Annotated in this window: 16 protein-coding genes and 1 tRNA gene; 13 read left to right on the plus strand and 4 right to left on the minus strand. The window is 53.7% G+C overall.

The features are described 5' to 3' along the window. Nucleotides 1–110: 110 nt before the first annotated feature. The 9 genes from uvrC to ABJG22_RS08405 all read left to right on the plus strand — a co-directional run bounded on the left by uvrC (nucleotide 111) and on the right by ABJG22_RS08405 (nucleotide 8886). Entirely contained in the window at nucleotides 111–2048 is a 1938-nt protein-coding gene (uvrC, locus tag ABJG22_RS08365) for an excinuclease ABC subunit UvrC (protein ID WP_348019781.1), read from the plus strand. A gap of 109 nt (nucleotides 2049–2157) precedes the next feature. Beyond that, nucleotides 2158–3285 carry a hypothetical protein gene (locus ABJG22_RS08370; RefSeq protein WP_348019782.1) on the plus strand — a complete coding sequence of 376 codons (1128 nt, stop codon included), beginning with the start codon at nucleotides 2158–2160 and terminating at the stop codon, nucleotides 3283–3285. 18 nt (nucleotides 3286–3303) lie between these two features. Continuing rightward, nucleotides 3304–3576 carry a peptidoglycan-binding domain-containing protein gene (locus tag ABJG22_RS08375; RefSeq protein ID WP_348019783.1) on the plus strand — a complete coding sequence of 91 codons (273 nt, stop codon included), beginning with the start codon at nucleotides 3304–3306 and terminating at the stop codon, nucleotides 3574–3576. Nucleotides 3577–3636: 60 nt separating this feature from the next. Beyond that, entirely contained in the window at nucleotides 3637–4371 is a 735-nt protein-coding gene (recO, locus tag ABJG22_RS08380; RefSeq protein ID WP_348019784.1) for a DNA repair protein RecO, read from the plus strand. Nucleotides 4372–4418: 47 nt separating this feature from the next. After that, on the plus strand, nucleotides 4419–5465 hold the full coding sequence (gene leuB, locus ABJG22_RS08385; protein ID WP_348019785.1) for a 3-isopropylmalate dehydrogenase: 1047 nt from the start codon (nucleotides 4419–4421) through the stop codon (nucleotides 5463–5465). Further along, nucleotides 5462–6442, plus strand: a complete 981-nt coding sequence (locus tag ABJG22_RS08390) for a threonine dehydratase (RefSeq protein WP_348019786.1) — start codon at nucleotides 5462–5464, stop codon at nucleotides 6440–6442. The genes leuB and ABJG22_RS08390 overlap by 4 nt, the downstream gene beginning before the upstream one ends. Before the next feature lie 27 nt (nucleotides 6443–6469). Beyond that, on the plus strand, nucleotides 6470–7678 hold the full coding sequence (metZ, locus tag ABJG22_RS08395) for an O-succinylhomoserine sulfhydrylase (RefSeq protein WP_348019787.1): 1209 nt from the start codon (nucleotides 6470–6472) through the stop codon (nucleotides 7676–7678). A gap of 15 nt (nucleotides 7679–7693) precedes the next feature. Next, complete coding sequence (apaG, locus tag ABJG22_RS08400; protein ID WP_348019788.1) at nucleotides 7694–8092, plus strand: Co2+/Mg2+ efflux protein ApaG; 399 nt, start codon at nucleotides 7694–7696, stop codon at nucleotides 8090–8092. Then, on the plus strand, nucleotides 8089–8886 hold the full coding sequence (locus ABJG22_RS08405; protein ID WP_348019789.1) for a LysR family transcriptional regulator: 798 nt from the start codon (nucleotides 8089–8091) through the stop codon (nucleotides 8884–8886). Before apaG ends, ABJG22_RS08405 begins: the two co-directional genes overlap by 4 nt. Nucleotides 8887–8933: 47 nt before the next feature. Here ABJG22_RS08405 and parE read toward each other — a convergent pair whose 3' ends face one another. Beyond that, a complete protein-coding gene (gene parE / locus ABJG22_RS08410) occupies nucleotides 8934–10922 on the minus strand; it encodes a DNA topoisomerase IV subunit B (protein WP_348019790.1) in 1989 nt (662 codons plus the stop codon). A 96-nt stretch (nucleotides 10923–11018) separates the two neighbouring features. Further along, nucleotides 11019–11693 (minus strand): GcrA family cell cycle regulator, encoded by a 675-nt coding sequence (locus ABJG22_RS08415; protein ID WP_348019791.1) that lies wholly within the window; start codon nucleotides 11691–11693, stop codon nucleotides 11019–11021. A gap of 193 nt (nucleotides 11694–11886) precedes the next feature. Between ABJG22_RS08415 and ABJG22_RS08420 the strand changes: the two genes are divergently transcribed. Further along, nucleotides 11887–12693 carry an ABC transporter permease gene (locus ABJG22_RS08420; protein WP_348020333.1) on the plus strand — a complete coding sequence of 269 codons (807 nt, stop codon included), beginning with the start codon at nucleotides 11887–11889 and terminating at the stop codon, nucleotides 12691–12693. An 11-nt stretch (nucleotides 12694–12704) separates the two neighbouring features. Here ABJG22_RS08420 and hspQ read toward each other — a convergent pair whose 3' ends face one another. Together hspQ and ABJG22_RS08430 are read right to left on the minus strand one after the other, a co-directional pair. Then, nucleotides 12705–13085, minus strand: a complete 381-nt coding sequence (gene hspQ, locus ABJG22_RS08425) for a heat shock protein HspQ (RefSeq protein WP_348019792.1) — start codon at nucleotides 13083–13085, stop codon at nucleotides 12705–12707. A 144-nt stretch (nucleotides 13086–13229) separates the two neighbouring features. Continuing rightward, nucleotides 13230–13319: transfer RNA gene (locus ABJG22_RS08430), tRNA-Ser, on the minus strand. A gap of 307 nt (nucleotides 13320–13626) precedes the next feature. On the opposite strand from ABJG22_RS08430, the gene ABJG22_RS08435 reads away from it, so the two are divergent. Genes ABJG22_RS08435 through ABJG22_RS08445 form a run of 3 tightly spaced genes read left to right on the plus strand, consistent with a single transcriptional unit; the run spans nucleotide 13627 to nucleotide 19270 of the window. After that, nucleotides 13627–15300: an HAD-IB family hydrolase gene (locus tag ABJG22_RS08435; protein WP_348019793.1), complete on the plus strand. Its 1674-nt coding sequence runs from the start codon at nucleotides 13627–13629 to the stop codon at nucleotides 15298–15300. A gap of 20 nt (nucleotides 15301–15320) precedes the next feature. Continuing rightward, nucleotides 15321–17663, plus strand: a complete 2343-nt coding sequence (locus ABJG22_RS08440) for a glycerol-3-phosphate 1-O-acyltransferase (protein ID WP_348019794.1) — start codon at nucleotides 15321–15323, stop codon at nucleotides 17661–17663. A gap of 26 nt (nucleotides 17664–17689) precedes the next feature. After that, complete coding sequence (locus ABJG22_RS08445) at nucleotides 17690–19270, plus strand: wax ester/triacylglycerol synthase family O-acyltransferase (protein WP_348019795.1); 1581 nt, start codon at nucleotides 17690–17692, stop codon at nucleotides 19268–19270. Nucleotides 19271–19292 lie beyond the last annotated feature (22 nt).

A 19292-nucleotide genomic window follows, 5' to 3' on the forward strand; every position in this document is an offset into this window, starting at 1 on the left:
GGTTGCAGCTTTTAAATCCAATTCTTCAATACATCGATGTTCCGGCTTGCGCGGGAATATCGATGTTTTTGATTCTAGCATTGCGATCAATGCACGCTTAGAACTACCACATGTCCAAGGCCGACCGTCCAGATCAACCCAATGCCGCTTCTCGCTTTAACGAGGATAAGGCGACCTATGCGGTGCGTGGGGAGGGGGATGCCCCCGATCTGGAAGCGGGAATGGCCGCGATCCGGGAAGTTCTGAATACATTGCCGACTAGACCGGGCGTGTATCGCATGCAGGATAAGCGCGGCGACGTACTCTATGTCGGCAAAGCGCGTTCCTTGAAAAACCGGGTTGGTGCTTACATCCAGATGAACCGGCTACCGCAGCGACTGATGCGGATGGTCGCGCAAACCCGGTCGATGACCATCGTGACAACGGGTAGTGAAGCCGAAGCGTTGCTGCTCGAAGCGCAACTGATCAAGAAGTTCCGTCCCGCCTATAATGTGCTGCTACGCGACGATAAGAGCTTTCCGTTCATTCTGTTACGGGAAGATCATGATTTTCCGCGGATCACCAAGCATCGCGGGGCGCAGAGGGCCAAAGGGCAATATTTCGGACCATTCGCGAGCGCCGGTTCGGTCAACCAGACGATCAATGCGCTGCAAAAACTGTTTCTGTTGCGCAGCTGTACTGACAGTTTTTTCAGCAATCGATCGCGGCCGTGCCTGCTCTATCAAATCAAACGCTGTTCTGCGCCCTGTGTCGATAGGGTCGACAAGAATGACTATGCAGAACTGGTCGAAGATGCTCGGGACTTTCTATCGGGAAAATCGACCGCGGTGCAGAATAAACTGGGGGAGGCGATGGAAAAGGCCTCCGAAGCTCTCGATTTTGAAATGGCCGCCGTCTACCGGGACCGACTGAAGGCGCTGACTTTCATTCAGGGCAATCAGGCAATCAATGCTCAGGGCTTGCCGGATGCCGATATTTTTGCGCTGGCCGCCAAAGGCTCCACTGTCTGTATTCAGGCGTTTTTCATTCGTGGTGGCCAGAATTGGGGGCATCGTAGCTTCTTTCCCGCGCACACCAGCGATGTCGAAATAGACGAAGTTTTTTCTAGTTTTTTGATGCAATTTTACGAACGGATGCCGCCGCCGAAGCTGGTGTTGCTCGATCGGGAATTACCAGATGCGATATTGCTTGCTGAGGCGTTGAGCACCAAGGCAGAATATAAGGTGAGCGTTTCGAAGCCGCAGCGCGGCGATCGCCGGAAATTGCTGACGCAGGCCAGCCGCAACGCAGAGGATGCGCTCGACCGGCGCATGGCGGAAACGTCCACACAGGCAAAAATCATGCGTGAGATGGTTGATCTACTGGAGCTGGATGCCGTGCCGGATCGCATCGAAATATATGATAACAGCCATATTCAGGGGACGAATATGGTTGGCGGCATGGTCGTGGCCGGCCCCGAGGGCTTTCGCAAAAACGCTTATCGGAAGTTCAATATTAAAAACCCCGACATTGCACCGGGCGACGATTTTGCGATGATGCGCGAAGTGCTCGAACGGCGTTTCTCCCGTGCGCAAAAGGAAGACCCGGATCGCGAAAAGGGAGAATGGCCTGATCTGGTGCTGATCGATGGCGGTAAAGGTCAGATGAGCGCAGCTCGCGATGCGTTGGCGGAAATTGGCGTCGAAGATGTTGTGATGATTGGCGTGTCGAAGGGGCCCGATCGCAACGCCGGGCGGGAGACATTCCATCTTCCCGATGGACGTGAAATCAATTTGCCGATGAACAGTCCTGTACTTTTTTATCTCCAACGCCTGCGCGATGAGGCACACCGCTTCGCTATCGGTGCACACCGAACCCGACGCGCAAAATCTGTCGGGCATAGTTCGCTGGATGATGTGCCTGGTATCGGTCCGGCCCGGAAAAAGGCACTGTTGCTGCATTTTGGAACGGCCCGGGCAGTCAAAAACGCATCTCTGGATGATCTGCAGGGCGCACCCGGCGTGTCAGCGACGGTCGCGCAGAAGATTTACGACTATTTCCATGCCTAGCTATTTCTGATGGTGAAAAATCCACCTTTCTTAAGGACCGTGACAACCATCACGAGTATCTTCCGTAAGCTATTCCCATCATTGGAGCCGAAAACACTAGGAGGTTCTTATGGCAGGCATGATGGTCGATGCAATTAAGGTTGGTGAGCTCGATTCCGCAGGGAATCCTGTTACGGCGGTCTACGCCAAAGTGTCCGGTATTTACGCGATATATTGTGCCGGTGCGCACGTCATGGTGCATTTCGCGGACGCAGAAAAGTTGGGTGTGGAGCAGCGCTTGTGCCTCGTTGCGGTGAACGACATGCGAGGGAAAATTGAAGAGTTGGTGAGCGATCTTCTGCGTCAGGGGGATGCCGAGGGACGGAATATCGTCACCGATATCCGGCGGCATCTTGCCTTTGCGCTGCAAATTGCGCTGCAGGGACAGAAAGAAATCGCACTGCTTCGGCTGACCCGACTTCATACAAGGCTGGTGGATCAGAAAGAATCCTCGGCCCGTCTATATTATCTGCTCAGCACCTTCGTGATCCTGCTGGCTGTGATCGCCCTGTCGTGGATCGCGACATCCCCCTTGTTCATGGAGAACATAGACCGCGACGAGCCGAAATATCTGTTATGGATCGCTTTCGCCGTCGGAGGCGTGGGCGCGTTTTTCTCGATCGCGATCGCCGTGCGCAGTCGTAAGGTCCGTTCGGCAACCGTCTTGCGAGACAATCTTATTGACGGCGGGTTGCGGGTGCTGGTTGGCGCCATTTCAGCGGTCATATTGATCGATCTGGTTTTTCTGAAATATATGCAGCTCGATCTAGCCGGTGTGGCATTCGACCGCGAATTGGGATGGCCTGAGGTGCTGGTGCTGGGCATTGTCGCAGGGTTTTTCGAACGCTTTGTTCCCGACATGCTGGGCCAGTTGAAAGGCAAAATGGAGAGCTCTGCAGAGACCAGTGCGCTAGCTGGTACGGCCGTTGTGGGCGGCGTTTCGCGCGATGAAAATTCGCCACATCGCGGCAATTTCCCTTTGCCGCCACCGAGCGCGCCAGAGCCCGAAGCCGTCGGCGGCGCCAGTCAAACAGTCGAGGAGCAGGACGAAGTAGACGGGGAGTATATCGACGGATGTTGTGATCGACTGGTGAACTCCGATCCGGAGGAACCGGTGACCGATGATGTAGAGCTGCCCCCGGCCATCGGCGGCGTGGTGGAAGATATCGCAACCAAACCCGATAACGGGGAGGATTGAGATGGCCTATCAACTGATATGGATGAATTCTGCCGGAACGTCGGCTTGGCGATCAATGGAAGATTTGCTGGGCGGCCGATGATTCCGGCTACCGACGCAAAGCAGCGTCCGACCTTGCGGCGCGGTGCGCGCGGCGAGTGGGTGGAGCGGTTGCAGGCCAAGCTGGAACTGAATGTGAACGGTATTTTCGGTCCGCTCACGGAAGCGGCAGTCCGGCAATATCAGCGCGATGAGGGCCTAGTCGCGGATGGAATAGTCGGCCCGCTGACCCGGGCCACTCTGATTGACTGAATTATCGCCAAAACGCATAATGCTTTTCCTTAGCGGGTCATTTTGTTCTACTGAGGCAATATGCAAATCCGTTGCAAAGAAGCCATCATCTGTTCCGTTCGCTCCCATGGTGAACATGGTGCGGTGGTGCGCTCACTCACCCCCGAAAACGGTCTGGTGTCAGGTTATGTGCGCGGCGCCCATTCACGGACGATGCGACCGATTCTAATTCCTTCCAATATCGTGCAGGCTGATTATCGTGCGCGGACCGAAGAGCAGCTGGCGTCGATGACGGTAGAACTGCAGCAGAGCAGGGGACCGTTTCTTGGTGAACCTTTGGCCAGTGCAGCACTGGACTGGGTGACTGCTCTGACCGCTGCTATCCTTCCGGAAGAGCATAGCTATCCGCAGCTTCATTCCGCCTTGTCCGCTTTGCTCGATGCCATATGCGGGGCTCCGTCGGCGAAGGGCTGGGCGGTGGCTCTCGTACGTTATGAGCTATTGCTGCTGTCGGAACTGGGCTTTGGGCTGACGCTAGACGCTTGCGCTGTGACAGGATCGGAAGAGGATTTGATCTACATCAGCCCCAAAAGCGCGACCGCGGTCAGCGCTTTTGCCGGGCAGGAATATAAAGAGCGCCTGCTGCCGCTGCCGCCTTTCTTTAAAGGCGCAACCACGCCAGAATGGGATGAAATTTTTGACGGTTTGCGGGTCACCGGGTTTTTCCTGAAACGCCATTTTTTCGAAGACCGGCGCAAGGATGTGATGGCAACCCGATCGGTTCTTGTGGATCGACTAAAAAGGGTGGTTGCGTAACCGCTGCTTTCTCGGCAGGAACGGCGCGCTTACAAGAAGGAACTCTCATGCATATTGCAGTGCTCGCCGGCGACGGTATTGGTCAGGAAATCATGGTCGAGGCGCTGCGCGTGCTGGAGGCGATGGACTTGCCAAACCTGCGTCTGGATCATGCGGATGTTGGCGGCGTAGCCTATCGCAACCACGGCCATCCTCTACCACCAGAAACGATTGCTTTGGCGAAGTCGGCTGATGCTGTGTTGTTTGGCGCGGTCGGCGATCCATCCTGTGATGATCTAGAGCGTCATTTGCGTCCTGAACAGGCGGTGCTGGGACTGCGGAAGAAAATGCAGACCTTCGCCAATCTACGACCTGCAAAGATGTTCCCGGGAATGGAAGATTCTTCGGGCCTAAAACCGGAAATCGCGCGCACTATCGATGTTGTCATTGTCCGGGAACTGAACGGCGATGTCTATTTCGGCGAGAAGGGCATGCGCAAGACGGCGGATGGTCTGCGCGAGGGCTATGATATCATGTCTTATGATGAGAGCGAGGTCCGGCGTATCGCGCATGTCGCTTTCAGAACTGCGATGGTCCGCGGCAAGCAGCTTTGTTCGGTGGATAAGGCCAATGTGCTGGAAACCTCGCAATTGTGGCGTGATGTGATGATTGAAGTTTCTGTCGAATATCCCGAGGTCGAACTTAGCCACATGTATGTCGATAATGCGGCGATGCAATTGGTGCGCAATCCAGGCCAATTTGATGTGGTCGTGACCGGCAATCTATTCGGCGATATTCTGTCCGATCAGGCAAGCATGTGCGTGGGTTCCATAGGCCTGCTGGCGTCGGCTTCGCTGGGCGAAGGTACCAAAGGCCTTTATGAACCTATTCACGGTAGTGCGCCTGATATTACCGGGCAGGGCATTGCCAATCCTTCTGCCATGATCTTGTCCGCTGCAATGATGCTGCGCCATAGCTTTGCGATGGAAGCGGAAGCAGCCCGGATCGAAGCGGCGGTTGCTGCCGCGTTAGAACAAGGTGTTCTGGGACATGATTTGGGCGGCAAAGCTTCAACGACGGAAATCGGCGATGCTATTGTCGCGCAGCTCTCATGAACGAATCTCGCTATTCTTTGGATATTCTGCGCAGCGCCGCAGAGCAGGTCTATCAAGAAATGCCTCCAACGCCGCAATATGAGTGGCCATTGCTTGGTGATCGACTTGGTGCAACGATCTGGCTGAAGCACGAAAATCATACGCCAACGGGCGCGTTTAAAATTCGCGGCGGTATTACATTTATCGACTGGCTGGTTAACGAACATCCGGAAGTTTCTGGGATCATAACGGCGACCCGCGGTAATCATGGTCAGGCACAGGCCCGTGCCGCTCGAAAAGCAGGTTTGCAGGCTGTGATCGTTGTGCCTCATGGAAACTCTATTGAGAAAAATGCAGCGATGCGAGGGTTCGGAGCCGAGTTAATCGAATATGGCCAAGACTTTAACGAGGCCGCCGCATATGCCGAGCATTTGGCAAGCGAGCGCAACCTAAAACTTGTCTCTGCGTTCCATCCGGAAATTGTGCGCGGTGTTGCAAGTTACGGTCTCGAGCTGTTTGACGCGGTGCTATCTTTGGATGCGGTCTATGTTCCGATCGGTAATGGATCGGGCATTTGCGGGACGATTGCGGCGCGCGATGCTCTGGGTCTATCCACCAAGGTGATTGGTGTGGTTTCTGAGCGCGCACCAGCAGCTAAGATGGGGCTGGAGACGGGCAAGATCGTTTCGAAAGGTAAAGCGGATACGTTCGCTGACGGGGTTGCTGTTCGCACGCCTAATACGGAAGCCTTTGAGATATACAGCAAGCATGTCGATCATATTGTCATGGTTGACGACGATGCCATTGCCGATGCGATACGAATCATCTGGCAGGACACACATAATCTGGTTGAAGGTGCGGGAGCCATCGCACTTGCAGGCATGATCGCGGAAAAGGATCAGATTGCAGGTAAGCGGCTTGCAGCGATCTTGACGGGCGGGAATATGGATCAATCTATGGTAGCTGCTGTTCTGGCAGGTCGAACCCCGCTAAGCTAAACGCTGATTAGAATCGGAACGGATGAAATGAAAAGAAATACCGGTCAAAACCGCGATATTACCAAGACTTGGCGCCCTGCTACCAAGGCAATTCGCAGTGGCACGAAGCGCAGCGAATTTGGCGAGACATCCGAAGCTCTGTTCCTCACATCAGGCTATAGCTACGATTGCGCCGAAGATGCGGCGGCCCGCTTTGCTGGTGATCAGGACGGCATGACTTACAGCCGTCTGCAAAATCCGACGGTGCAGATGCTGGAAGAACGCATTGCAATCATGGAAGGCGCAGAGGCTTGCCGAGCGACGGCATCCGGGATGGCGGCGATGACAGCGGCCTTGCTCTGCCAGTTGGAAGCGGGCGATCATGTTGTTGCCAGTCGCGCTCTATTTGGTTCCTGCCGCTGGCTGACAGATTCATTGCTCCCCAAATTCGGGATCGAGACGACCGTGATAGACGGCCGCGATCTAGAAAATTGGGAACAAGCGATCACGCCGAAGACAAAGGTCTTCTTCTTTGAAACGCCGGCCAACCCCACCATGGACGTGATCGATATCCGTAGCGTCTGTGATCTGGCGCGAGCTAAGGGCATCACTAGCGTGGTCGATAATGCCTTCGCCACCAATGTGCTGCAGCGGCCAATGGAATTTGGTGCAGATGTTGTTGCCTATAGCGCCACCAAAATGATGGATGGGCAGGGGCGTGTCTTGGCCGGTGCGGTCTGTGGTAGTGAAGAATTTATCGAAGACACTCTGCTGTCGTTTATCCGCAACACGGGGCCGACGCTGAGCGCATTCAACGCATGGGTTGTGCTCAAAGGGCTCGAAACGCTCGACCTGCGGATCCGGAGGCAGAGCGATAACGCGCTCGAGGTGGGCAAGTTTTTAGAGCAGCGGGTAGAGAAAATCTTGTACCCAGGTCTGCCCAGCCACCCGCAACATAATCTGGCAATGAGCCAGATGGAGGCCGCTGGACCAATATTTTCACTCTATGTTGGCGGTGGCCGTAAACGGGCCCATGGCCTTCTTAACGCATTGAGTTTAATAGATATTTCTAATAATATTGGAGATAGTCGTTCGCTGATGTGTCACCCATCTTCGACCACACATCATGGACTGGGAGAGGATGCCAGAGTGGAAATCGGGATTACCGAGGACATGCTCCGGATCAATGTTGGTCTCGAAGATCCCATCGATTTGATCAAAGACTTGGATCAGGCCCTTTCGTCTGTCGATCTTTAACTCTATATCGGTTGCATGGAATCATTCTTCCCGTTTGCTGAAACCACCGATGGGGTGACCGTACGCGTTTCGGTTACCTTCTTGCCGGAGCAATCCGACATTGACGGCAATCGCTGGTTCTGGGCCTATCATATCCGGATAGAGAATCATCGGGATGCACCGGTTCAACTATTGACCCGGCACTGGCAGATCAACGACGAGCGTGGTGGCCTGCAAGTTGTCGACGGTGACGGCGTGGTTGGCGAACAGCCGATCATCCAGCCCGGGAAAGCCCATGACTATGTCTCAGGCTGTCCGCTCAATACACCGAGCGGTTCTATGGAGGGGCATTTCACCATGGTGGGCAGCACGCCCTCTGCTTTTGATGTCCGTATTCCGCATTTCCCTTTGACCGAGCCGACTGTCGAACAATGAAGCGTACCCATTTGCCATTGAACGGGCTGCGTGTGCTGGATGCTGCCGCACGGCACCTTAGCTTTACCAAAGCGGCCGATGAACTGGCGGTGACGCCTGCGGCTGTGGGGCAACAAATCCGAGCGCTGGAAGATATGCTGGGTGTGGTGATGTTCCGCCGAACGCCGAAAGGTCTTGAACTAACGGATGAAGCCGCAGCCGGACTGGATGCCCTGCGTTCTGGGTTCCTGCAATTTGAAGAGGCCGTCCGGGCGATGCAGTCCGGTCAATCTTCTCATATGCTGACGATCGCTGCGCCACGAGATTTCACTCAGAAATGGCTCAACGGAAGACTTTCAGATTTTTCCGCTGATAATCCGGATACCAGTTTCGCGCTGGTCGCTGCCGATGATGAAATTGACTTTACCGAGGCGAATCTGGACGTCGCGATTTGGCTGGGCGATGGTCCGGGCCAGCATGAAGGCAAGATGCTAGGTGACACGGTGTTTGTGAAGATCGCCGCTCCCGGCAGTGACGGCGGCAATAAAATCGATTGGCCCGGCTGTCCGATATCGGAAGGCGAGGCGACTTTGATGCGCGTGGCGGACGGTGGTCTTGCCATTGAAGCAGCTGCCAATGGCTTTGGCTATGCTTGGGTACCGAAAATGCTGGTTCAGCGCGATCTCGCTGCTGGCCGGGTTGAGATAATCGGTGAAGATAGCGTGTCTTCGCGCGGATATTGGCTGATGGCGCCGCTACCGCAATGGCGACAGAAGAAAGTCAAAGCGCTGGTTGAGGCTTTGGTCGCCGCATAGGCCTTGTTCGTTTTTAGATTTCTGACCTTGTGCCCGGCTAATCGTCGCTAGGCGTCGATAACTTCTTCATCAAGGCTGGCCGCATTTTGCTGGATGAAATTGAACCGGTGTTCCGGGTTTTTGCCCATGAGACGGTCGACGAGATCTTTTACGCTTGCGCGTTGTTCATATTCCTGCGGCAGCGATATCTTATACATGGAGCGCGTTTCGGGGTCCATCGTCGTTTCCCGAAGTTGTGAAGGGTTCATCTCACCCAGTCCCTTGAAACGGCTGACCTCAACATTTTTACCCTTGAAGGGGCCATTTTCGATTTTGGCGCGGTCTGCTTCATCTTGCGCATAGAGGCTCTTGTTGCCTGCACTCAGACGATAGAGCGGCGGACGAGCGAGATAGAGATGCCCTTGCCGGACCATTTCCGGCATTTCCTGAAAGAAAAAGGTCATCAACAAGGTCGCAATATGAGCACCATCAACATCGGCGTCGGTCATGATGATTACACGCTCGTAGCGAAGGTTGTCGGGGTCGCAATCTTTACGGGTCCCGCAACCGAGCGCGAGAATGAGATCGGCAATCTCGCTATTGGCCATGATTTTTGTATTATTGGCCGATGCCACGTTGAGGATTTTACCGCGGATTGGCAAAATCGCTTGGGTTTTGCGTTCCCGCGCCTGTTTCGCAGACCCGCCGGCGCTGTCGCCTTCCACGATGAATAGTTCAGTGCCTTCTGGATCGCCGATAGAGCAATCCGTCAGCTTGCCCGGCAGACGTACTTTGCGGCCTGATGTCGCGGTCTTGCGTTTGACTTCGCGCTCGGCCTTGCGCTTCAGTCTCTCTTCCATCCGCTCCATGACAAAACCAAGCAGCGCTTTGCCGCGATCCATATTGTCGGTCAGGAAATGATCGAAATGATCGCGCACTGCATTTTCAACAAGCTTTGAAGCTTCTGGAGAGGTCAGCCGGTCTTTGGTCTGGCTCTGGAATTGCGGATCGCGAATGAAGACGGACAGCATCATCTCACCACCGGAAATGAGGTCGTCGGCGGTCAGCTGCGATGCTTTTTTGATCTGTACTAGCTCACCAAAGGCACGCAGGCCGCGGACAAGCGCATTGCGCAGGCCGGTTTCATGCGTGCCGCCATTGGGTGTTGGAATAGTATTGCAATACCAGCTGTAGCTTCCGTCGGTCCAAATCGGCCATGTGATAGCCCATTCTACCCGTCCCTGACTGTCGGGAAAATCTTGATTGCCGGCGAAGAATTCTGTGGTGACACATTCCCGTCCGGCGAGCTGCTCCCGAAGGTGGTCCGAGAGACCGCCCGGAAATTGGAAAACGGCTTCTGCTGGAACATCATCGCTGGCTTGGCTTTCATCGCATTTCCAGCGGATTTCGACGCCCGCATAGAGATAGGCCTTGGAGCGAGCGAGTTTGAACAACCGTGATGGTTTGAACATATTTCCTTCGCCGAAAATCTCGGTATCGGGAATGAAGGATATGCTGGTGCCACGGCGGTTGGGAGCGGTGCCAACTTCTTCGAGCTTGGACGTCGCATTTCCTTTAGAAAAGGATTGGCGATACAGGGTTTTGTTGCGGGCCACTTCGACGATTGTGTCGGATGACAAAGCATTTACTACCGAAACGCCGACACCGTGCAGACCGCCTGATGTCGCATAAGCCTTGTCTGAAAATTTACCGCCCGAGTGGAGCGTCGTCATGATGACTTCCAGTGCCGATTTCCCTGGAAATTTTGGATGGGGATCGACGGGAATACCGCGACCATTATCGGTAACAGTTAAGCGGTTTTCTGCGTCCAGCGTGATTTCTATTCGGCTGGCGTGACCGGCAACGGCCTCATCCATGCTGTTGTCGATTACTTCGGCGGCTAGATGATGGAGCGCCCGCTCATCGACGCCGCCAATATACATGCCGGGCCGCTTCCGGACAGGTTCCAGGCCTTCCAGGACCTCGATGGCAGAGGCGTCATAGTCACCGGTTTTGGATTGGGCTGGCGGGTTAGCGCCGAACAGATCATCAGACATGTCCGACTCTATAAGAGCGCAGGAGTCACACTGGCAAGAGGCTTATAGGCTCTTTTACCAAAGGACTGAAAATACACGAAATCCCTCGCAGGATGTTTATCGAACGCGGGGTCCACCAAATGGTAGCGGTGGCGGAGGCCGGCGCGTGCCACGCGGCAATTGAGCCTGAAATGCGCGACCGCAATGTTCGACGCAATAAGGAAAGCCTGGATTGACCTCTTCCCCACAAAAATGGAAGTCAGGTTCACCGGGGTGATTGATCGGCCAACGGCATATCTTGTCATTCAGGTCTAAAAGGCTGGTCTTGTCGGCAATTTCTTCGCTCGGCTTCGCAGGCACCAGACGCCGTGGCGGTGCTGGTGGAATCGGAGCCTGCTGGTCACCAGGGCCTTGGCGCAAAAAGCCGCCGGGGCCGACAGACACGATTTTCGGTCCATCATGTTTGGGTTGACGAGCCTGTTGAGCGGCATGTGTCCGAGCTGCTGGCGTTGGTGGTGGCATGGCGCGTCGTGCAACATGCTCTTCTTTCGGCTTGGCCGTGGTGGGGCTTTTTGTCGGCGGCTTCTTCGGTTTGGCAGCCGGTTTTGCACCCTTTTTGGCCTTAGGCTTTGCTTTGACAGGCGAGGGACGTGACTTCAGGCCAAGGCGATGCGCCTTGCCAATGACAGCATTTCGGCTGACGCCGCCCAGTTCTTCTGCGATCTGGCTGGCGGTCAGGCCTTTTTCCCACATCTTCTTCAGCGAATCGATCCGCTCGTCAGTCCAAGCCATGCAAAGTCCCACTCATTTTCGGTTTCCCGCAATATAGGGCTGCCGGGGTGATTATACAACCACGATATTGGCACGAAATTGGTGCGAGAGTAGCGCAATATAGGGTTGTGATTGGCGTTAGGAGCCGATAGGCGGGATGAATATGCTCGACCAACTAGAAAAAGATCAAACAAACGATAGCCCGGCAACCGCAATGCAATTTGCTGAACCGGGTGTCCCTATCATTCGCGGCGTTAACTGGGCCGGTTTTCTGGCATTATACTGGAAAGAGGTCCGGCGGTTTTTCAAGGTCCAGCTGCAGACGGTCTGGGCTCCGTCGATCACGACATTATTGTTCCTGATCATATTTACCATCGCGCTGGGGCGCGGCGATCGCACCGTATTGGGTGTGCCTTTCTCCGACTTTATTGCGCCGGGCCTGATCTGCATGGGGATGCTACAAAATGCTTTTGCCAACAGTAGTTTTGCGATGCTGGTCGGCAAAATTCAGGGGACGATCGTTGACTATCTGACGCCACCGCTATCGGTTGGTGAACTATTGGCAGCGCTCGTCGCCTCCTCCATGACTAGAGCTGCATTGGTCGGCTTTGCAGTCTGGCTAGCGATGTTTATCTGGCCGGGTGTCAATGTCGGTGTGGTTCACTGGTGGGCTGTACTTTGGTTTGGCATCATGGGTGCCGCGATGTTATCTTTTCTGGGCGTGATGACGTCAATCTGGGCAGAGAAATTTGATCATGCCGCTGCGGTCACCAATTTCGTGGTTGCGCCCTTGGCACTATTGTCGGGAACATTCTATTCCATCGACCGTCTGTCACCGGCTTTTCAGGCCGTGAGCCATGTGAATCCCTTTTTCTATGCGATATCCGGGTTCCGCTATGGCTTCTTGGGTGAATCCGATTCTCCGGTAGTGCTGGGCGCACTGATCTTGCTGGCGATCAACGTTGGCCTAGCGCTCATCTGCTATTTCTTGCTGAAATCCGGTTGGAAGATTAAGTCCTGAACGCGCCGGTCTTAGTGCCGGTGAATTTGGTGTAGCTTATATTTGCCATTCTCGGTCGCCTGAAAAAGCCTTGCGACATCAGGGTGGCTTACCGGCTCACCACTGTCATCGGACAAGAGATTTTGCTGGCTGACATAGGCAACATAGCTGCTGTCCGTATTCTCAGCGAAAAGATGATAAAAAGGCTGGTTCCGTGGCGGCTGCAAATCTTTTGGAATTGCCTCATACCATTCCTCGCTATTCGCGAAGACCGGGTCGATATCATAGATCACACCACGAAAATCAAAAATGCGATGGCGCACAACATCGCCAATGGCAAAACGCGCATCAAGGACGTCAGGTGTGTTGGGCGGCAACGGATTGCCGGACTTGAACGGATCTACTGAATTCATAGTCGCAATTTAGGCGTTTTGGGGCCAGATGCAAGTGTTGCATCAGGATCGTAATGTCGTGAGATGCTGGGAAAGTGGGTGCGCGAGCACGGAGGGATAGTGGCCCGGATCGTGTCGTGACGCGTTGTTTTTGATTTCTGTCTGTGGAGGTGCGTTAGGGATTCGAACCCTAGATACCATTGCTGGCATACCGCATTTCGAATGCGGCGCTTTCGACCACTCAGCCAACGCACCTCAATAGACCGGGCAGCATGTAGCGATCATCCTGCGGCCCTGCAACCCATATCAGGGGTTAAAATAATTGCCGGCTCGTGAGTTGGGGCGTGATCGAAACGCCGCATAAAGCCGATGCACCGAAGAGGCGATGGAGATAATACTATTCCAGAACCGAACGTCTCAAAAACTCTTAATTTCTTTGTTAGAATTGGACCATAAAGGGACGGCAGACTGCAATTCAGCGATGAATTGATCTTTTCGCTAATAATAGCTGGGAATAGCCAAGATTTTTTGGCACGATAGAGTTTCGGCGAAGGACATCTGCATGACCAAGAAAAAAACGGCTGAATATCAATCTCATCTGCAGGACGTCTTAGACGCTCCGGAAGGTGCGCATATTGCCGCTTTGTTTGATTTTGATGGCACGATTATCGCTGGCTATTCAGCCACCGCGATGTTGTGGGAGAAAATCAAGCGGCGAGAAATGACCGCCGAAGAAATTGTCGAAACGATCAACGTAATGGCACAATATAGTACCGGGAATATGGGGTTCTCGGGCCTGATGTCGGGCGCAGCGAAGTTCATGAAGGGCGTAACCGAGGACAGCTATTTCGAATTTGGTGAAGAGCTTTACGAAAAACATATCGCGCGGAAAGTCTATCCGGAGGCACGGGCGCTGATCGAAGCGCATCGCGCTAAGGGCCATACGATCGCCATCGTGTCATCCGCGACAATCTATCAGATTGAACCGACCGCTCGCGATCTGGATATCGAGCATGTGCTTTGCTCGCAATATGAAGTCGAAAATGGTGAATTTACCGGCAATATCATCAGACCCTTATGCTTTGGCGAAGGCAAGGTGATCGCCGCAGAGAACCTGGCAGCGGACTATGATCTAGATCTCGACAAAAGCTATTTTTATTCCGACAGCTATGACGACATCGAATTGCTGGAACGCGTGGGCAAACCACGACCGCTAAATCCGAATACGAAATTGCGTGAAGCAGCGCGGGAAAATGACTGGCCGTTGGAAAAATATGAAAGCCGGGGGCAGGGCAAACCGGTGGACTATTTTCGCACCATCTATGCCACGGGATCGCTGATCGGGTCGGCGGTGGCATCGTTACCAATATGGGCGCTGACAGGATCGCAACGAGAAGCGATGAACTTTTCTACCGGTTTATTCGGTGACGTGGCGACGGCGCTGACTGGCTGTGAACTGGAAGTGACCGGTGAAGAAAATCTATGGACGTCACGGCCCTGTATTTTTGTATTCAATCATCAGAGCAAGGCTGATGTGATGATCCTCGCCAAATTGATCCGCCGGGATATGGGCGGCGTGGCGAAGAAGGAAGTGCGGGAGACGCCGGTCATCGGCAAGCTGATGGAATTGGCAGGAACGGTATTCGTGGACCGTGCCAATGCCGGAAGTGCGATCAAGGCCATGGCGCCATTGATTGATGCGATCAAGGTTGATGGCAAATCCATTGTGATTGCACCGGAAGGCACGCGCACTCTGTCACCGAAACTCGGTCCGTTCAAAAAGGGTGCTTTTCATATGGCTATCCAGGCTGGCGTGCCGATGGTGCCGATCGTTATCCACAATGCCGGTGATGTTGCGCCCAAAAACGAGTTTCTGATGCGCCCCGCTCAAGTCAAGGTGGATGTTCTGCCTGCGGTGGATACTAGCAAATGGTCGGTGCGGACGATGAATGACCATGTCGCTGAAGTGCGGTCCATGTTCCTAGAGGCGTTGGGCCAGGCGGATGAAGAGGAAGCATTGGAGGCGCTCGTCAATGACGAGGGTTCAACCAAAAAGACCCCAGCTAAAAAGACGCCAGCTAAAAAGACGGTAGCGCGGAAGAAACCAGCGGTTAAAAAAACGAGCATCAAAAAAACGGCGGCGAAAAAATCCGTTGCAAAGAAGCCTGCAAGTCGATCTACCCGAAAAGGCAAAGCTGCCGCCGGGAAGCCGACAAAAATGAAAGCGGCGAAGTAGACTGAAATCAAGGGGCCGGGATGGACGAAGCAGCACAGATAGCAATTTCCGCCCCGCTACTGGCGCAGGGGCCCAAGCTATTTGTGATCGACGCTCGCAACGGTGTCGAACGTCGGTATCTACTCGATTGGCTCCACACATCGATGGCGGAAGGCGGTCCTGACGGGAAGCTGAATTGGGTCAGCCTGCCAATATCCGACGAACGGGCGAAAATGCGCCTTGATCGCCTAGAAGAAAAGCTGAATGAAGGCCCCGATACTTTGGTGGTGCCGGTTCGCATCGCCTGGCGTATCCCCAATTTTGAAAAGAGCCGTGCGGTCAAAATGCGGCACGTCATTTTCGGTGATCCACGCAATCCGGGTAGCTTGCGTGCTCGTTCGATTCTCTTGCGCAATAAACGCCGGGCCCATTGTCTGACTGGGCAACCGGCAACAATAGGTGAACTGAAACAACGCTTTGCCGAACTGAGCAAGGATTATGATCAGACCGATAATGCGGAATTGGCCTCCTTTGTTGTTCGACAAGCGGGTCTAGTGCTGGATATTGCCGAGCGCGGTTTGCGGGGACGACGCTATAAGGTGCCCCGGCATGTCGCCGCCGGTTTGCGCAGCGATCCACGTTTTCGGGGCGCCATGACACGGCTGTCCGGTGATCTCGGTGAAAGTGAAGCGGCGCTCTACGAGCAAGCTTCAAAATATATGAAGGAGTTGATCGCCAGACCCAATCCCTTGTTTATCGACATGAAGGCCAAGCTGGATCGCTTCATGCTTTCGCAGGGCTATGAAGACAGGGTGGTGTTCGATCGCAAGGAGCTGAACCGATTGCGCCAGACCATGCGGGAACATCCAACATTATTATTGTTCACGCACAAAACCTATATCGATGGCGTAACTGCCACCGATCTTGCTTATCAAAACGACTTGCCGCTCATCCATCTATTCGGTGGCATCAATCTGGACTTCTTCGGGCTGGGTTTCATGTTGCGCCGCGCCGGCACGATTTTCATCCGACGTAGCTTCGAGAACAACCCCGTCTACAAGCTGGTCTTGCGTTATTACGTAAGCTATCTGCTCGAGAAACGCTTTCCGATGACCTGGGCTTTTGAAGGAACACGGTCGCGGCTCGGCAAGTTGATGCCGCCACGCTACGGATTGCTTAAATATGTTATGGATAGCGCGCACAGCAACGATATCGAGAATGTGCATATCATTCCGGTTGTTACCAGCTTTGACCTGATCCGCGACGTCGAGGAATATGCGAGCGAGCAAACCGGGCGGATAAAAAAGCCCGAGTCATTGAGCTGGTTCTTCGGTTACCTCCGCAGCCTTCGCGAGCCGATGGGTAAAGTCTATGTGGATTTTGGCGACCCGGTGGTTGTCAAAAAGGCGCCCAATCCGGATGATCGACTGGCGTTGTCGAAAATGGCCTTTGAAGTTGCCGTACAAGCCAATCGGGCAACGCCGCTGACGCTAACGTCGCTCATGTGCCTCTGTCTGTTGAGCACGGCACCGCGTGCGATGACCGCCGATGAACTGCGTGCCACGATCAACTACATGGTTGAATGGGCTCAAAAACGCGACATCCGGTTGAGCGAAGATTTGACACAGCAAAGCCTGGATGGCGTGCTTCAAGTAGTGGAAACATTGGTAAACAATGGGCTCCTGGTCCGCTATGACAAAGGCTCATCTCTGGTGTATGCGATAGAACCGGACCAGCACCCTATCGCGAGCTATTATCGCAACTCGATCATTCATCATTTTCTCGACAAGGCGATCATCGAACTATCGATTTTGAAAGCGCGGGAAGTCAGTGATCGAAAGGCGGAAGATGTGTTCTGGGAAGAAACGGACCGTCTACGCGATCTTTTCAAGTTTGAGTTTTTCTATCCCGAAAAACAAGAATATCGCAAGAATTTGAGAGCAGAATTGCAGCGGGCTGATCCGAAATGGGAGGCAAAGCTGGAGGAGGGCGGCATCATGCTTGCTAGCCTCGTCAACCGTTTTCAGCCGTTGGTCGGTCATGCGGTATTCCTTCCTTTTGTGGAGGCCTACACCGTTGTTCTGGACATATTGTCGCGGCTGGAAGTTGGCGATGTGATTGATAAGAAGAGCTGCGTAGAGATGGCTTTGAAAGAGGGGCAGCAGGCCTATCTTCTTCGCCGGATTACCAGTGAAGCTTCGATCGGAAAAATTTTGTTCGAAAATGGGTTCAAAATGGCAGCTAGTCTCGGTCTGACGGGTGAATCCACTGCCGATACGGTGGCTGAACGAAAAGCGTTGTTGCGGAAGTTCAGAGCGCTTTCCCGCCGTATGGAAAAATCCCGGCTTGAATTGCTGACGCTGGCCGACAGGGTGTTTGAATGATCCGCGCCGTGGAGAGGATATAGTTGATGACCGAGCAGAGCAATATTAGTCAACTGAGCGCACAGGATGCCCAGTTTCTATACATCCAGTCTGCCACCAATCTTACCCATGTGATGGCCGTCTATATTTTTGATCCATCAACTGCGCCGGACGGAAAGGTGCGGTTCAAGGATATCATAGAACATATGCGCAAGCGCATGGATATTTCGCCGATGTTCAAGCGGAAGCTATACCGTTTGCCGATGGATATTGATCATCCCTATTGGGTGAAAGACGAGCATTTCGATCTTGAAGCGCATATCTCGCATGGCCGCTTGCCCGCGCCTGGTGACTGGCGGCAATTTTGTATCCACGTGGCGCGCCATCACAGCAAGCCGCTGGATATGACACGGCCGCTTTGGGATATGTATGTGTTGGAAGGCCTCGATAATGTCCCGGGCTATGCAAAGGGCAGCTATGCCATTCTGACGCGTATTCACCATTCGACCATCGACGGTGTGTCGGGTGCCCATTTCTTTGCCGCTATTTCTGACAAAGATGCCAAAGGCACTCCGGCGATCCCGCTGCCGAAAAGCAACCTACCGGACAATGATCTACCGACAGCCGCCGAAATATTGAATCGCGCGGTCAACAGTACAGTGACGTCGCCGGTCAAATTGGCACAGGCATTGTTGAAATTTGCCCCCGCGCTTCTTTCAAAGGCTCAGAAAAATCTGACGGGTAGTGACGAGAAAACAGAAACCGGCGTTCCGGAAACCCGTTTCAATGGTCCTGTGACCCCCCATAAGATGTTTGATGCGGTCACATTTGATCTTGATGAGCTGAAAAAAATGCGTCTCAAGGTGGCTGATGCGACGATCAATGATGTTGTGCTTGCGATCTGTAGCGGGGCTTTGCGCCATTATCTGACGAAACATAAGGAACTTCCAGATGATTCTCTTGTCGCGGTAGCTCCCGTGAATGCGCGGAGCAGCTCGGGTGAGGAATCCAATCCAGGCAATAATATATCCGCGATGACGATCAAAATTTGGTCGAATATAAAAGATCCGGTTGAGCGTCTGGAAGCTATTCGCGATACGACGCGCGAGACCAAAGCGGCAAAATCCGGGCTCAGCGCGCGGATTATGACTGATTTGACTAAACATATCCCGGGCGTCACGATGGCGGGTGTCGCGCGGATTTTGACCGATGAACGTTTCGCCCCGAAAATGAGCAATTTGATGGTCTCTAACGTTCCTGGCCCCCAAATTCAGCTATATATGAACGGAGCGAAATTGACGCACCAATATGGTTTGGCGCCGTTGGCACATGGAATGGGTCTTTTTATCGCTACACCAAGTTACAATGGGACAATCTCTTTCAGCATTATTTCCGACCGCAAAATGATGCCGGATGTTGAGTTTTTCAGGGAATGCCTGCAAAAGGCGTTTGAAGAACTGCGGGATGCCATTCCAAATGCTGTTGCACGCCGGACCAAAAAAACGGCGGTGACATCAAAGAAACCGGTAACGCCCAAAGATGGTTCGGTGATGTATCGAAGGGTTGCTAAAAAGCCCCGAGCTACTGCATCAAAAGCGGTCGGCGGAGACAAGCCGAATGTGAAATAAGGAGCGGATATTGTACGACGCC

Source organism: Parasphingorhabdus sp., assembly GCF_039939955.1.
GTDB lineage: Bacteria > Pseudomonadota > Alphaproteobacteria > Sphingomonadales > Sphingomonadaceae > Parasphingorhabdus.